General features: G+C 56.5%; 12 protein-coding genes and 2 pseudogenes. All 14 read left to right on the top strand.

Going from position 1 to position 14,861, the window contains the following annotated elements; genetic code table 11:
* A pseudogene (locus BQ7388_RS11380) lies at positions 1 to 287 on the top strand (diaminopimelate decarboxylase); the annotation flags it as partial.
* Between the two features lie 86 nt (positions 288 to 373).
* Complete coding sequence (locus tag BQ7388_RS11375; RefSeq protein ID WP_062529894.1) at positions 374 to 616, top strand: hypothetical protein; 243 nt, start codon at positions 374 to 376, stop codon at positions 614 to 616.
* A gap of 216 nt (positions 617 to 832) precedes the next feature.
* Positions 833 to 2,113 (top strand): peptidase T, encoded by a 1,281-nt coding sequence (gene pepT / locus BQ7388_RS11370; RefSeq protein ID WP_072500718.1) that lies wholly within the window; start codon positions 833 to 835, stop codon positions 2,111 to 2,113.
* Positions 2,114 to 2,368: 255 nt separating this feature from the next.
* Positions 2,369 to 2,908 (top strand): hypothetical protein, encoded by a 540-nt coding sequence (locus tag BQ7388_RS11365; RefSeq protein ID WP_072500717.1) that lies wholly within the window; start codon positions 2,369 to 2,371, stop codon positions 2,906 to 2,908.
* A gap of 133 nt (positions 2,909 to 3,041) precedes the next feature.
* Positions 3,042 to 3,335, top strand: a pseudogene (locus tag BQ7388_RS13285) (AlbA family DNA-binding domain-containing protein); the annotation flags it as partial.
* A 252-nt stretch (positions 3,336 to 3,587) separates the two neighbouring features.
* A complete protein-coding gene (locus tag BQ7388_RS13280) occupies positions 3,588 to 4,280 on the top strand; it encodes an ATP-binding protein (protein WP_327196120.1) in 693 nt (230 codons plus the stop codon).
* Positions 4,281 to 4,525: 245 nt separating this feature from the next.
* Positions 4,526 to 5,365 (top strand): sugar transferase, encoded by an 840-nt coding sequence (locus tag BQ7388_RS11355; RefSeq protein WP_234946974.1) that lies wholly within the window; start codon positions 4,526 to 4,528, stop codon positions 5,363 to 5,365.
* A gap of 70 nt (positions 5,366 to 5,435) precedes the next feature.
* Complete coding sequence (locus BQ7388_RS11350) at positions 5,436 to 6,509, top strand: pyridoxal-phosphate-dependent aminotransferase family protein (protein WP_200781495.1); 1,074 nt, start codon at positions 5,436 to 5,438, stop codon at positions 6,507 to 6,509.
* A 62-nt stretch (positions 6,510 to 6,571) separates the two neighbouring features.
* Positions 6,572 to 9,355 carry a YfhO family protein gene (locus tag BQ7388_RS11345; RefSeq protein ID WP_072500714.1) on the top strand — a complete coding sequence of 928 codons (2,784 nt, stop codon included), beginning with the start codon at positions 6,572 to 6,574 and terminating at the stop codon, positions 9,353 to 9,355.
* Positions 9,356 to 9,367: 12 nt separating this feature from the next.
* Positions 9,368 to 10,291: a glycosyltransferase gene (locus BQ7388_RS11340; protein WP_072500713.1), complete on the top strand. Its 924-nt coding sequence runs from the start codon at positions 9,368 to 9,370 to the stop codon at positions 10,289 to 10,291.
* A 28-nt stretch (positions 10,292 to 10,319) separates the two neighbouring features.
* Positions 10,320 to 11,237, top strand: a complete 918-nt coding sequence (locus BQ7388_RS11335) for a glycosyltransferase (protein WP_009279581.1) — start codon at positions 10,320 to 10,322, stop codon at positions 11,235 to 11,237.
* 117 nt (positions 11,238 to 11,354) lie between these two features.
* On the top strand, positions 11,355 to 12,458 hold the full coding sequence (locus tag BQ7388_RS11330) for an ATP-grasp domain-containing protein (protein ID WP_232202860.1): 1,104 nt from the start codon (positions 11,355 to 11,357) through the stop codon (positions 12,456 to 12,458).
* A gap of 42 nt (positions 12,459 to 12,500) precedes the next feature.
* Positions 12,501 to 13,679: an ATP-grasp domain-containing protein gene (locus BQ7388_RS11325; RefSeq protein ID WP_072500712.1), complete on the top strand. Its 1,179-nt coding sequence runs from the start codon at positions 12,501 to 12,503 to the stop codon at positions 13,677 to 13,679.
* 48 nt (positions 13,680 to 13,727) lie between these two features.
* Positions 13,728 to 14,861, top strand: coding sequence for a dTDP-4-amino-4,6-dideoxygalactose transaminase (gene rffA / locus BQ7388_RS11320; RefSeq protein WP_072500711.1), 1,134 nt, complete (start codon positions 13,728 to 13,730; stop codon positions 14,859 to 14,861).

Raw genomic sequence — 14,861 nt, 5'->3', positions numbered from 1 at the left:
CCCCGCTTGGCCCCGCGACGTCCGGCGCGCGCGAGTGGAGCCTCTGCGGCAGCCTCTGCACCACCGCCGACGTGCTCGTGCGCAGCCTCCCTATGGACGACCTGCGCATGGGGGACGTCCTGGCCCTGAGGAACCTCGGTGCCTACTCCGTCACCGAGGGCATCCACCTCTTCCTGAGCCGGACGATGCCGCGCGTCCTGCTCGTGGAGGAGGACGGCAGCGTGACGCTTGCGCGCGACTGGGTCCAGACGAGCGTCCTCAACACGCCTTCCACATCGCACGCCTAGACTCTTCCCGGCTTCGCGCCGTCCCGCGCGGCAGCCAGGCCCGTGACAATACGCAAACCGCCAGAACGACCCAGATGGGAGACAGCATGGACATCGACCTCGACGCCATGATCGACCTGCTCAACGACGTGAAGGAGGGCGTGGACTACGCCAACTGCACCACCCTCATCGACGAGCGCATCCTCGACTCCTTCGACATCCTCTCCATCGTGAGCGCCATCGACGACGAGTTCGACGTCGCCGTGCCCGCAAAGGAGATCGTCCCCGCCAACTTCAACAGCGCCCAGTCCCTGCTGGCCATGGTCCAGCGTCTGGCCGACGAGGACTAGCCCGTCGCTTCGGGCCTTGACGGACGTTTCCGTGCGCGAAAAACTGCGCACGGAAGCGCCCAATTGTGAAGAAGTCTGGCGTTTGGCCAGGATTGCGGAGGCCTCCACAAAACCAATGCGCAGTTTTTCGGCCGCATCAAAAGTGGCGGCCCAAATTCGCAGCGCAGGGCACACGGGCTCCGCTCCGTGCGGCGACGCCGAGAAGGGGAGAGGAAGATGGCAGACGAAGGGCAGGCGGCGCACGACGCCGAGCTTCCGGACGTGGTCGAGCGCTTCATGCGCTACGTGCAGATAGACTCCGAGTCCGACCCGCTGAACGACGGGGAGGTGCCCTCCACGCCGTTCCAGCACGAGATGGCGCGCTACATGGGGGAGGAGCTGCGCAGCCTGGGCGTCCAGGACGTGGTCGTGGACGGGCACGCCTACGTGACGGGCAGCGTGCCCGCCTCCGTCGGCGCCGAGGGGCTTCCCGCGCTGGGGCTCTGCGCGCACATCGACTCGGTGAGCGACGTGCCTGCCAAGGGGGTCCGTCCCCACGTCGTGCGCTACGAGGGGGGAGACCTGGTCTCCGGCGTGGTGGACGGCAAGCCCGTCGCCACGACTCAGGAGCAGTTCCCCGACCTCAAGGGCCTTGTGGGCGAGGACATCGTCTGCAGCGACGGGCGTACGCTCCTCGCGGCCGACGACAAGGCGGGTGTGGCCGAGATCTGCTCGCTCCTGCACCGCATCCAGCAGGACCCCGACATCCCGCACCCAGCGCTCAAGATAGCCTTCGTCCCCGACGAGGAGATAGGCCATGGCGCGCGGCTGCTCGACCTCGAGAAGTTCGGGGCGAAGTGGTGCTACACCGTGGACGGCGAGGCCCTGGGCGAGTTCAGCTACGAGACCTTCAACGCCATGGAGGCGACGGTGACCGTCCGCGGCGTCATGGTGCACCCGGCCGTGGCCAAGGACATCATGGTCAACGCCATCACCGTGGCGAGCGAGTTCCAGCAGATGGTGCCTGCCTTCGAGCGCCCCGAGCACACCGAGGGTCGCGAGGGCTTCTACCACCCCATTCGCATCGAGGGCACGGCGAGCGACGTCCGGCTGACCTACATCATCCGCGACCACGACTCCGGGCGCTTCTTCGCGCGCGAGGAGACCCTGCGCAAGATCGCGGCCTTCCTGAACGACCGCTACGGCGCCGACACGGTGAGCGTGGACTCCCGCATCCAGTATCGCAACATGGGCGAGCACCTGACAGGCATGGACTTCCTGGTCACCAACGTGCTCGAGGCGCAGGAGGAGCTGGGCATCCCCACCAAGGTCATCGCCATGCGCGGGGGCACCGACGGGAGCCAGCTCACCCTGCGCGGCCTGCCCTGTCCCAACCTGGCCACGGGTGGCTACAGCGCCCACTCCGTGAGGGAGTTCATCCCCGTGAGGAACATGGTGCTCACGGTCGACCTGCTCCAGCGCCTGGTGGGCAAGTTCTCCGTGCCCCAGCTGGCGTAGGGGAGAGGGGGCGGGGGAGAGGCCCCGCCATCCCGCGTCGAACCCTACCCTGGGCCCCGCCGCCCGCAGGCGAATTCCTACCTCTGGGCTGGGGATTGAGCCGCATACAGAAGAACGCCGCCCGCACGCCAAGCGCCCGTGGGCGGCGTTCGCCTTACCCCCTAAGGTAGTGGCTGAGAGAGTCATGCACGTTGGTGGGAAGTTCGAGGATGGGGGAGGTTCCATGCGCGGCAGGCACGGAGGGGCGATTCGACCATGACCCTGCAGATGCTTGCCGGCCTCACTGCCGCCGTGCCCGTGGTCGCCACTGCCATCGAGCTGGTGGGGAACCCGGGGCTTTCCGAGCGCCACCACAGCCACCACGACACCTACATCGTGTCGGGCCAATTCTCGCGCATGCTGGTCATGGCCATGGTCTTCATGGGTGCCTTGGGCCTCATGTTGGGCTGGCTCTGCGCGCTGGGCGCCTTCAAGGCGGACACGACCGTGGTCTTCGCCTTCTTCCTGGCCTTCCTCCTGGTCACCTTCTCCTTCTGGCTTGCGATTAAGCACTACCGCGTGGTCACCTACGTGGACCGCATGCGCATCACGCCTTTCGTGGGCCTCACGCGCACCGTGCGCTATCGCGACATCGCGCGGATCGAGTGGGCGAGGCCCAACGCCCTCGTGGGCTACCAGAGCGTGCGCGTCTTCGAGCGGGGCAAGAAGGGCTCCGTCACCATCTGGGGGTCACTCGACGTGGACCAGATCCTGCTGCGCATCAACCGCTTCGACGCTCTGGACTCGGGCCTGTAGCGGCGGTTGCTCCTGGGCCTCTTTTCGGTCGAAGCGCGATGGCAAAATCAACAGCAAAATTTTGCTGTTGATTTTGCTGTTGATTTTCGGCTGCAATCGTTGATTTGGAGAGTCTCATGAGGAAAACGAGACGCTTGAATTCAGAGAGGAGATTTCAAACAGCTTTCTCAAAACTGTGTCCGCCTTTGCGAACTATGAGGGCGGGTCAATCCTGTTTGGCGTGGACGACGCGGCGCGGGTTGTGGGGCTTGGCAACGTACGGGCAGCCTGCCTTGACATCGAAAACAAGGTCAATGATTCTATTTCTCCCCGCCCCGACTATGAGCTTCTGCCCAACACGAAAGACTCCACTGTCGAGCTCGTGGTTCGTCCGGGGAGGTCAAAGCCGTATCTCTATCGCGCCAAGGCATACCGACGTAGCGATAGCTCGACCGTCGAGGTGGATCCCATTGAGTTCAGGAGGCTCGTGCTCGAGGGGAGTAACCTTTCGTATGAGCGGCTGAGCTCAAGAAGCCAGCAGTTTACCTTCGAGACGCTCGGCTCGGCGCTGAAATCCACGGTTGGCATCAAGAATTTCGACACGGACACCCTCAGGACGCTCGAGCTCTACTCGGACGAAGATGGCTACAACAATGCCGCTGCCCTGTTGGCAGACAAGAACGATTTGCCCGGCTTTGACATGGCTCAGTTTGGAGAGAGCATCAGCGTAATTCTGCGTCGGGAGACGAGTGCCGGGAAGTCCGTGTTGCTCGAATACGAAGATGCAGTCCGCATGTACAGGGATTGCTACTGCTACGAGCGGATTTCTGGGTTCGAGCGAACTCAGGTCGAGCGCATACCCTCCGAGGCGTTTAGGGAGGCAATCGCGAATGCATTGGTTCATAGGACCTGGGATGTGCCTGCCCACGCGCGCATCGCGATGTATCCCGACCGGGTGGAGGTGTCATCCCCTGGCGGCCTGCCAACGGGCATCTCGGAGGAGGAGTACCTTGCTGGCATGGTTTCGATCAGGCGAAACCCCGTTCTTGCCAACGTGTTCTACCGGTTGGGCCTCATAGAGGCATTTGGAACGGGGGTTCAGCGTATCCGGGACGCATATGCCAGCAGCAAGACAACGCCGCGTTTCTTGGTGATGGAGAACACCATCACCGTGATCCTTCCGGTGACAGTTGCCGACCTTGGGCTCACCGACGATCAACGGCTCGTGTATGGGCTGTTGAGCCCTACCGTTCCTTGGTCTTCGGGAGAGCTGCTGGGTATGGTCGACTTCGGAAGGTCAAAGCTATCGCGCATCCTCAAGGAGCTCATTGAGCTTGGGCAGGTCTTTACGGTTGGGGCCGGCAGGGGGCTCAAATATAAAAGGGGCAATTGAGACCGTGCTTCTTGTGAGTTTGAGTCGCAAGCCCCTGGTTGATGGGTAATTTGCACGCTTGTGTCCAGGAACGGTGGGCTCGGGTTCCCTGTACTAGAATGTCTTAAGCGTCCCTGTATCCACGGATTCGAACTTTAGCTACGCGGGCGACGGCCCGCTTCCAGGAGTTTTTAGCTATGGAAAGACCCAAAGACGATCGACGCGGCCACTCGGGCGGCGCCAAGAGCCACCGCAGACACCTGGCCATGTATGGGGTTGCGGGTGGTCTAGGCGCTGCCATCCTCGCCGTTGGTGCGGTGGGGGAGGCCGTCGCGATAGTGCGCGACGCGCGACTCAAGCCCAAGCAGGAGGCCCTGGCTCCTGTCACGCGCGAGAGGGCCCAAGCGGTCGTTTCCGAGGCCACCTATGGCACGGGCATCGTGATCGAGGAGGAGCAGATTCCCCCCGTTCCCGGCTCGCGCGACACAAAGGCATATCACATTGCCAAGCGGGTCTTCGACGTGGCGTTCTCGAGCGTAGCGGTGGTCGTGGGTTTCGTTCCCACCGCCGCCATCTGCCTTCTTGTGGCGTTGGACAGCAAGGGGAGCCCCATCTACGCCCAGCGGCGTGTGGGGCGCTATGGCATACCTGTGGACATCCTCAAGATCCGCACCATGGTGGCTGATGCGGACGACGTGGAAAAGCACCTCAATCCCGAGCAGCTGCAGCAGTGGCTGTCCGAGCACAAGGTGGATGACGACCCGCGCGTGACCAAGGTCGGCAAGTTCCTGCGCAAGACCTCGTTGGACGAGGTGCCCCAGTTCCTCAACGTCCTCTCTGGCTCCATGAGCGTGGTCGGCCCGCGCCCTGTCGAGCCGGACGAGCTGGCGGCCTACGGTCAGAGCGTGGCGGAGTTCCTCAGCGTCACCCCCGGCATTACGGGCTGGTGGCAGGTCAAGGCCAGAAACGACGCCACCTACGAGGACGGCTCGCGTCAGAGGCTGGAGCTCGAGTACATCCGCGACCGCAGCCTTGGGAGGGACCTCCTCTGCATCCTTGGCACCTTCCACGCCATGTTTGGCTCAACAACAGGTTCTGGCAGATGACTCTCGTGGTGTAGCTCGCCTTGAGGGAGCTTGTTGACTGTCTGTACGAATTTTCGAAAGAGAGAACATCTTGATTAACTTCGCCGTCGGTCCGGTCCAATCAAACGACGACGTGCGTGAGTTAGGTGCTCGCGACGTCCCTTACTTTAGAACGCCAGAATTCTCGAGGTTGATGTTAGAGAACGAGAGCGATTTCCTACACCTAGTGGGTGCGCCAGAAGGATCAAGGGCGGTCTTTGTCAGTGGTTCTGGAACTGCTGCGATGGAGGCCACGATCGCTGGGGCCTTTGATGGCTCTGATCGAGTCCTGGTGGTCGATGGTGGTAGTTTCGGACACAGGTTCGTTGAGCTGTGCGAGCTCCATGGTATTGCTTACGAGGCGATAGCGCTAAAGCGCGGTGACACCCTTGAGGCATCCGACCTCGCTCCCTACGAAGGCTCTGGTTTCTCGGCCCTTCTCGTGAACATACACGAGACGTCAACGGGCATTCTCTACGACAAGGATCTCGTCGGAGATTTTTGTAAAAGAAATGGCCTACTTCTTGTAGTTGATGCGATTAGCTCATTTCTGGCAGATACCTTCGATATGTCTGCAATTGGAGCAGATTTTGTTATCGTTGGTTCGCAAAAAGGGCTTGCATGTCCTCCAGGAGTCTCCATTGTTGCTCTATCTGCACGCGGCTTGGAGAAGGTCGCACAGGTCAAGCCGACTTGCATGTATCTTGACTTGCATTTACTGTTGAGAGATGGCGAGAGGGGGCAAACGCCCTTCACTCCGGCAGTCGGCACGCTCATTCAGGTTCATTCCCGGCTCCATCAGATACGTGAGCGAGGGATAGATACCGAGATAAGTAAGGTTGCAACTTTGGCAGGTGATTTCAGGCGAAGGGCCAAGGGCCTGCCCTTTTCCATGCGACTCAAGTCTCCCTCGAATGCCGTGACCTATGTCGAGACTCTCTCCCCCTGCGCTCTGGAGGTACTTCATACGCTGAAGGACGAATATGGGATCTGGCTCTGCCCTAATGGGGGGGGAGAATCGTCCTCATCATTTAGGGTCGGGCATTTGGGTGAGCTGTCCGTTGCGGACAATACGCTGCTCATTGCAGCGCTATACGATCTTTCGAGGCGTGAAATCCTCTTGTAGGGCTGACTCTGTCTGGAATTAGAGCACGTGTCAGTAGCACAGGCCGGGAGCATTGGAGACTCATGGACGCATGGTATCGGGGGAAGAGGCGTTACTTGCTCCTGTGGTCCCTTATTACAGTGACCTTCCTGGTTCTCTATGGAAAATTCGTCTTCGCCGCGAATATTTACGCCTATACGGACATAGGCGCTGACACGGTGAATGCATATCTGCCGAACATCATCTATGACCTGAGGAAAATTGCCGCTTTTGATTTTAACACCTATGATTTGACTAGGGGATTAGGTGATTTTTCGGGAACTCCTCTTATAAAATATCTGCATCCTCTTAACCTTCCTCTCCTCATATTCGGAGAGAAGAACATCAAGTGGGGCCTTATCGTCAGCACCTACCTGAGATACCTGTGGATGGCAATCTTTGCTGATTTGTATTTTCGGAGGGTGCTAACAGACGGGCTTGCAAGCATCTCCGCAGCCATGCTGTGGTGCTTCAATGGCTTCGCCGTACTCTGGGGACAGCATTACTCGTTCCTTCTCACGATGGCTTCGTTCACCACTGCGCTCTACGGATTCCAGCTCTTCCTTGAGAGAGACCGCCTCGCTCCGCTTGTGGTGCCTGCAGTGGCTTGCCTAGCTTGGGCAAGCTATCCTGTGCTTTATGTTGCCAGCATATTTTTTGCATTCTATGGGGTTATCTACCTGAGAATCCATGAGAAACCTTGGCACGAAGTGCTAAGCAGGGCGCTTCTTTTCATAGGTGTCGTCATCGCCGCTCTCGGAATGGCGTCGGAGTATATCATCCCAAACATTTCAAAGCTTATGGGGAGTACGAGAGCGAGCGTTGTAGGCTCTCAGGTGGTTCCTCCCTATTACTCCATAAAGTACATCGGCTGCTTCATAGGTCGGTTTCTTTCGAGCGATTTGCTGGGCATAGGTGGGAAGTATTCCGGCGCGGGCAACTATTATGAGATTGCGATATTGAGCGTAAGCGTCCTGTCGATTTTTTCGTTCGTCGAATTGACTCGCAGCAGGTATAAGAGGCGATTCCTTCTGATTTTCGCGCTGTGCCTCATTGCGCTGGGCTGCCCGGTAGTTTCCCAGATGCTTTCTTTCAGGGCCTTGACGCAACGGTGGACGTTCATACTGTGCTTTTTGCAGGTGCTCATGATTGGTGAGGCAATTTGCTTGATTCGGGAGGAGGTCGCAGGTCAGAATTCGCCTGCGCGCCTTTTGACGACGGTCAAGTATTCTGCGGTACTGTTCCTGATGCTTGTCTGCATCACATACGTCATTGGCAAGGTTTCGGGGTATCGCGTCAGCAGGAATACCTTGACCAAGTTGGTCATCGTCTTTACCTCCTATGCTGCATTCCTCATGCTCTATGCGAGGATTCTGAATCGCAGGGCAACTGAGGAGGAGCATGCCTACAAACGACTGCTTCCGCTTGTGCAGCCATTGTTTCTTGTCCTGCTCATCTTCGATGTCTGTGCTAGTAACTACTTCACCGTCAATCTGAGGAGCTATGTTTCCATCGACGCATGGAACAACGGCCTGTACTCCGACGGCACGTCCTTGGTTGCGCTGTCTTTGCGCCAAAAAGATGGTGGCACATATAGAGTGAACAAGACGTACGATTCGCAGAGCTTCAACGATCAGCTCGTACAAGATTACCCTGGCGTTGGATCATATAGTTCTACGAATTCCGCCGAACTAGTTGGGGCATATTCCAATTTTGGTACCGTGCGGAACAATACGTCAACCACTACTGGAAGTAATTGGATACGCTTTCCGCATCGTAGCATCCTCAGCGATCGTTTTCTGGGCGTGAAGTATGTGATCACGCAGGATGACGACAACATGGACCCACGCTTCTATGACCTGGTAGGAATGCGGGGGGACAAGATGCTCTACCGTTGTTCCAACTTCCAAGGCTTCGGATATCTGGCAACGCATGCAGTGACAAAAGACCAGCTATCTCGGATGTCCCCGAATGAGAGGAAGCTTGCCCTGACGTCCGGTTATTACTTGACGGACGGCGATTCTGACTCCCTTGGCGCTACAGGGCTCTCTATGGACACGGTGTCTGACTCGATACGCAAACTGAATTTGCTCGACCGCACCGTCGACAATAGGGGGAACATCTATAAGGTTGATGGTGTCGTTCCGCTCAAGGGCGGGAAGCATTCTCCACTTTGCTTTGATTTGGGCGAAGACCCAGGGGCAGAGTTCGGGAGGATGACCATCTTTCTCAATAGCCGGAAGGCGTCTGCGCTACGAGTGTACGCAACTGACGACTTGGGGAATCCTGATGCTGCAAGGTCGACGAGTTTCTCCATTCACGATGGCGTGGGAGAATATGCCATCGATCTAACTGATTTAGGCCCGAGTCGATACATCGTCCTCTCTGCTTCCGATGGCGTCGAAGCCGACGTATATAGCATTGACCTGGAGAGCATCTCTGCCGAGACGGTTGAATCCGTCTTTGCGAGGCAGGGGAGCCTGGGGGATATTGAAATCACGCAGCATGGAGCTGTTTTTCAGGGAACCGTCTCGAACGACTCGGAAGGCGACGCCATGCTCTGCCTGCCTTTACTCTATGGTAGTAAATGGCAGTTGAAGCTTGATGGGCTTACGACACCCGTTGTTGATGTCGACGGCGGCATGGTCGGCATCAGACTTAGCCCCGGCATGCATAACCTATCGCTCGAGTATGTTGATAGGGAGCAGCAACTTGGCGTGGTTATTTCGGCTGTAACTACGCTCGCCTATGCGATTTGTATTTTAGCGAGAGGCCGTCTGCGGACGAGAGGGGGACGTGCAGAAGAGAATTCGCTTCCTTCTGCATAATCCAAGGTGAAGATGATCAGTTTTGTGATTCCCTGCTACAACAGCGAGAAGACGATTCTCGCTGTCATCGATGAAATTTCTTCTGTCATGCGCATGCGAGAAGGGGCCTACGATTACGAGGTCGTGGCGGTTAATGACTGTTCACCCGACAAGGTCCTTGAGGTCTTACGAGACAGAGCGGCCCGAGACCCTCATCTGCGCGTTGCGAGCCTCGCTGGAAATGTTGGGAAACATGCGGCAGTTCTGGCGGGATACTCTTTGGCTGCCGGAGACTACGTCGTGAGCGTGGATGATGACGGCCAGTGTCCAATCGAGCACCTCTGGGAACTCATTGCGCCTCTCGAACGTGGCCATGATATGGCGATGGCAGATTATGGCGTTAAGCAACAGACCCCATTGAAGCGCTTCGGCAGTGCGATGAACCATCAGATGTCACACCTGCTGCTTGGAAAGCCGAAGAATGTCGTGTTTTCGAATTTCATTGCACGCACCAAGGTGGTCTGCAAGTCGATGGCGACGTATAAGAATGCGTTCCCATATCTGGAAGGCCTTTCTCTAAGGATAACGACGGATATCGTGATGGTTCCCATGGAGGAGCGGCCGCGCCGTGTGGGGCAGTCGAACTTCACTTTTTCCAAATCGCTTGCTCTTTGGGTGAATGGCTTCACGGCGTTTTCTGCGAAGCCCCTTCGGGTCGGCGCCTTACTGGGAGGGGTGCTCTCGCTTCTCGCCGTCGCCATGGGATTGTTTTCGATAGTCTGCAAGCTAATAAATCCAGGCGTTTCCAGCGGCTACCGTTCCCTCACCATCGTGATATTGCTCTGTGCGGGCTTGATAATGCTGCAGCTCGGTTTGCTGGGTGAATATATAGGGAGAATATTTATCTCAGTGAACCAATATCCTCAGTATGTAATAAAAGAAAAAATAAATTTCTGATATTTGTCATACTTTGTGGGAGGCAACGATGGAGAAGGTATTCGTCCTACTCTCAACCTACAACGGAGAAAAATTCCTTTCTCGCCAACTCGATAGCATACTAGGGCAGTCGGGGGTGGACGTCCGCTTGATGGTGAGGGATGACGGATCAACGGACAATACCGTCGCCTTGCTCAAACGGTACGCTCGTGAAAACAGCAACATGAGCGTTTTCCTTGGAGAGAATGTGGGGTATATCAAATCTTTTATGTGGCTTGTGAACAATTGCCCTTGCGTCTCGAAGGCATATTACGCATTCTCTGATCAAGATGACTTCTGGCTGCCCGAGAAGCTTCTGTCTGCAGTTGAGATGCTTCAGCAGACCGACTCCTCGTTGCCTGCATGCTATTACTCGGATCTTGACGTCGTCGATGCGGAAGAGAACTTCATCAGGAAGGCGAACGCTTGGGAGGGAAAGATAGACAAGTACATGCTCTCTGTCTTCATTGGGATACGCGGATGCACGATGGTCTACAACGATGCACTACAAAGGTTGTTGGCGCCCATTCAGGTCGGGGAGATTTCAGGGCATGACACCTACGTCGCCCTTGTCGCTTTTTGGCTTGGGACCGTCGTGTATGACAATAGGTCCTACATTCTATACCGCCAGACAGGGTCGAACCTCTCCATTACGTCGACCAATCCGCTTGATCACCTTCTAAAGAATTTTGACTACCTCTCCCGCCGCCTTGGCCCCCGGAGCAACATTCATGAGAAGAACGCGCGCGAGGTTCTGCGCAATTATGAGGCCGTCTACCCTGACAAGCTCGCTGAGCTAAGGGCAGTCGCCCTGTACCGTGAGAGTCTCGGCAAGAGATTTCACCTAATCTTTGACTCAAAGTTCAAATCTTTCTCGCCTATCATTAGGTTATTCAACGATGTTCTCATATTGCTCGGAAAGCTCTGATTTTTTGACGGCACTTCTAAGGGAGATACATAGGGGGTTGTGATGTCCGTTCGGCGCAGAATAATGGTTGTCGGTGCTGGTAGAGGACAAATGGGTCTGTATGCCGCCGCGCATCGGATGGGACTTGTTACCATAGCCGCTGGGCTCGATGGTGATTATCCTGGACTGGCGGTTGCTGACGAAAAATGCTTCGTTAACATAACGCGCCCTGCGGAAGTGGTTGCTGCAGCCAAGAGCCTTAACATCGATGCTGTAGTGACAAGCTGCATGGACACAGGGGTCGAGGCGCTTGGGGCGGTGAATGACGCACTTGGGTTCAGAGGGATTTCGCAGGAGGTGGCTCGCTCCTCATTCGACAAGGTGCTCCAGAAGCGTGCCCTTTTGGATGCCGGGGTCCCTGTGGCTGACTGCGTGATTTCCAAGGGAGAGCCTCGCGATCTTGATGAGGCAGAAGTCAGGCTTGGCTATCCATTGGTGCTCAAGAAGCGTCACTCACAAAGCAGCAACGGCGTCTTTGTTGTGAATGACAGGCTTCAGGCCGAATCCGTCCTCGAGCGAGAGTTCCGTGACGAGGACGAGTTTCTCATAGAGGAATATCTTCAGGGAGACGAGTTTGGCGCCCAGGCATGCGTGGTCGATGGTGACATCCGTTTCGTGATGTTGCATGGGGACCTTCTGTTCCAGTCGCATGCCCCCATCCCTGTTGGACACTTCTGCCCGGTGAACCTAACCGAAGACCGTGCCGAAATCGCCCGAGATGCTGCAATCAAGGCAATACGGGCTAGTGACTTCGATAACTGCGCAGTCAACATGGACTTTAAAATGAGCGGCAATGAGGTCCGCGTCATGGAACTCACGGGCAGGGCCGGTGCCAACGGCCTGCCAGAGCTCGTAGGCATGAACTATGGCATCGACTATTACGAGTCCATCATTAGGGTTGCCCTTGGACTTCCCGTCACGTTCTCCGACTCGGATGCCCCAAACGCCACGCTTGCAAAGATGATTCTCCCCGACAGGGACGGTACGTTGAGCGCCGTCAGCCTCAAGCCAATCGACCCGCAGGTCTTTGAGGTCCAGGCATTTCGCAGCGCCGGCTCACACGTCAACAGATACGAGAGCGCCAATGACTGCATAGGACAGGTGTCTGTCATGGGAGAGAGCGTCGAGTTTTGCGAGGCGCTCGCCGATCGACAGGCAGCGTCCTCATTCCTCATACAGTAAGTTTCTGCAGTCATCGTTCGCCAGAAGCTATAGGAGAGTCGTATGCAGAGGGCTTCGGACGCCAGCTTATATAGTGGTAAGAAACTGGCAATTATAGGAGCTTCCTATCTTCAGCTCCCGCTCATCAGGCGTGCTAGGGAACTTGGCTTAGAGACGCATGTCTTTGCTTGGCAAGTGGGGGACGTGGGCGAGTCTGAGGCGGACTTCTTTTATCCGATCAGCATTACGGAATACGAGAAAATTGAAGCGGTCTGTCGAGCAATTGGGATAGATGGCATTTGTAGCATTGCGTCAGACCTTGCCGCCATCACCGTTAACTACGTTGCGGGTTGCCTGGGGCTCATTGGCAATACCTGGTCTGACACGAAAAAGATGACCAACAAGTTTGCCATGCGGCGTGCTTTTGCCGCCGGGGGCGACCCGTCTCCCAAGAGCTATCGGGTAGATGAGGGCGCGGATATTGATTCGTTTGACCTCGCTCTGCCCGCTATCGTCAAGCCGACCGATCGTTCAGGGAGCAGGGGCGTTACATACATAAGCTCGCGCTCGGAGATAGGACCCGCCATCCAAGATGCCCTTTCCCAAAGCTTCGAGCGAAAGGCCGTTCTCGAGGAGTATGTGATTGGCACCGAATACAGCGCGGAATGCATTTGCTTCGCTGGCCGCCGACAGGTGCTGGCAGTGACGAGAAAGTTTACGACAGGGATACCCAATTTTATCGAAACGGCACATCTTGAACCAAGCTGCCTCCTGCCACAGAATGAGGCCCTGCTGCGTAAGACGGTGTTGCACGCCCTTGCGACGCTTGGCATTGACAATGGGGCGGCCCATGCTGAAGTAATTATGGACGCGAACAACTGTCCCCATATCGTGGAGATAGGGGGGCGTATGGGTGGGGATTGTATCGGGAGCCACCTTGTTCAGCTGACCACGGGCATTGACTACGTACGAGCGGTCATAGACGTTTCTTTGGGGATTGACCCGGCGGTCGACTCTACTTGTACGGGTAATGCGGCCGCTGTCCGCTTCTTCTTTGGCGAGGATGATCTTCGTGCCTTTTATGAAGTGCAGAATGACGAGAGGGTCGATATAGTCGAGTTCGAACTTCCAAGTGACAGTCTGTTTTCCAAGGCATCTGTCCATGACAGCTCGGAGCGTGCAGGCTATTTCGTGATGACGGCTGCCAGGCCGGAAGATCTCGAAGCTTACCTGCCTTGCTAGACTTTCGGTTCCCTTTACCCTCTATGATCATGGAATGGAGGAACGTGAGTGATTGACTTTAATGTTCCGCCCTATCTTGGCACGGAACTCTCGTACGTGAGAGAGGCTGCGGAGCTCAATCATAAGATTTGTGGAGACGGCCCATTTACGAAACTCTGCAACGAGTGGATTGAGGAACGTTTTAGGGCACAGAAGGCCCTGCTGACGACGAGTGGAACGAGCGCTCTCGAGATGGCAGCAATCCTGTGCGACTTGCATGCTGGAGACGAGGTAATCCTGCCTAGCTTCACCTTCTCGTCCACCGCCACTGCCTTTCAGATGGTTGGGGCACATCTAGTCTTTGTTGACATACGACCCGACACGATGAACATTGACGAGAAGCTCATCGAGGATGCGATTACTGACAGGACTCGCGCTATCGTTGTGGTGCATTATGCGGGTGTGTCCTGTGATATGGACGAGATACTGCGCATTGCTCACAAGCATGGCTTGCTCGTTGTCGAAGATGCCGCACAGGGCGTCATGAGCAGCTACAAAGGAAGGGCATTGGGCACGATTGGCGACTTCGGGTGCTTTTCGTTCCACGAAACGAAGAACTATTCGATGGGGGAGGGCGGTGCCCTTCTCATCAAAGATGCCAAGTATAACGATTTGGCTGAAATAATTAGAGAAAAGGGAACCAACAGACAGCGCTTCTTTAGGGGTCAGGTCGACAAATATACGTGGGTTGACCGAGGGAGCAGCTACCTTTCTAGCGACATGAACGCGGCATACCTCTGGGCTCAGCTCGAGCGTGCAGACGACATCAACGAGAATCGCCTGGCGACCTGGAATCACTACTGGAACGGCCTATCCGGACTGGCAGATGAGGGGATAATTGAGCTTGCTAGCATCCCCCAGGATTGTGTGCATAACGCGCATATGTTCTATATCAAGTGTGCAGACCTATCGGAGAGGAGCAGGTTTCTCGAGGCTGCGCGAGAGCGTTCTATAGGCTGCGTCTTTCATTACATACCACTTCATTCCTCACCCGCAGGCCGTCGCTTCGGGGAGTTCCGTGGGCTTGATCGATATACGACTGCGGAAAGCGAGCGTCTCGTGAGACTCCCCATGTACTACTCGCTCAGCGAATCGGATTGCCAGAGCGTGATTGACTTCGTGAACGAATTCTATGGATGCTAG

This window comes from Olsenella phocaeensis, assembly GCF_900120385.1.
Taxonomy (GTDB): Bacteria; Actinomycetota; Coriobacteriia; order Coriobacteriales; family Atopobiaceae; genus Olsenella_I; species Olsenella_I phocaeensis.
Note: the sequence above shows the minus strand (reverse complement) of the source record. Positions and strands in the feature narration are given on the sequence as shown.

Bases quoted from the DNA above. Each gene is read 5' to 3' on its own strand.
- BQ7388_RS11375 (WP_062529894.1), top strand. From the start codon at position 374: ATGGACATCGACCTCGACGCCATGATCGACCTGCTCAACGACGTGAAG.
- pepT (WP_072500718.1), top strand. From the start codon at position 833: ATGGCAGACGAAGGGCAGGCGGCGCACGACGCCGAGCTTCCGGACGTG.
- BQ7388_RS11365 (WP_072500717.1), top strand. From the start codon at position 2,369: ATGACCCTGCAGATGCTTGCCGGCCTCACTGCCGCCGTGCCCGTGGTC.
- BQ7388_RS13280 (WP_327196120.1), top strand. From the start codon at position 3,588: ATGGCTCAGTTTGGAGAGAGCATCAGCGTAATTCTGCGTCGGGAGACG.
- BQ7388_RS11355 (WP_234946974.1), top strand. From the start codon at position 4,526: ATGTATGGGGTTGCGGGTGGTCTAGGCGCTGCCATCCTCGCCGTTGGT.
- BQ7388_RS11345 (WP_072500714.1), top strand. From the start codon at position 6,572: ATGGACGCATGGTATCGGGGGAAGAGGCGTTACTTGCTCCTGTGGTCC.
- BQ7388_RS11340 (WP_072500713.1), top strand. From the start codon at position 9,368: ATGATCAGTTTTGTGATTCCCTGCTACAACAGCGAGAAGACGATTCTC.
- BQ7388_RS11335 (WP_009279581.1), top strand. From the start codon at position 10,320: ATGGAGAAGGTATTCGTCCTACTCTCAACCTACAACGGAGAAAAATTC.
- BQ7388_RS11330 (WP_232202860.1), top strand. From the start codon at position 11,355: ATGGGACTTGTTACCATAGCCGCTGGGCTCGATGGTGATTATCCTGGA.
- BQ7388_RS11325 (WP_072500712.1), top strand. From the start codon at position 12,501: ATGCAGAGGGCTTCGGACGCCAGCTTATATAGTGGTAAGAAACTGGCA.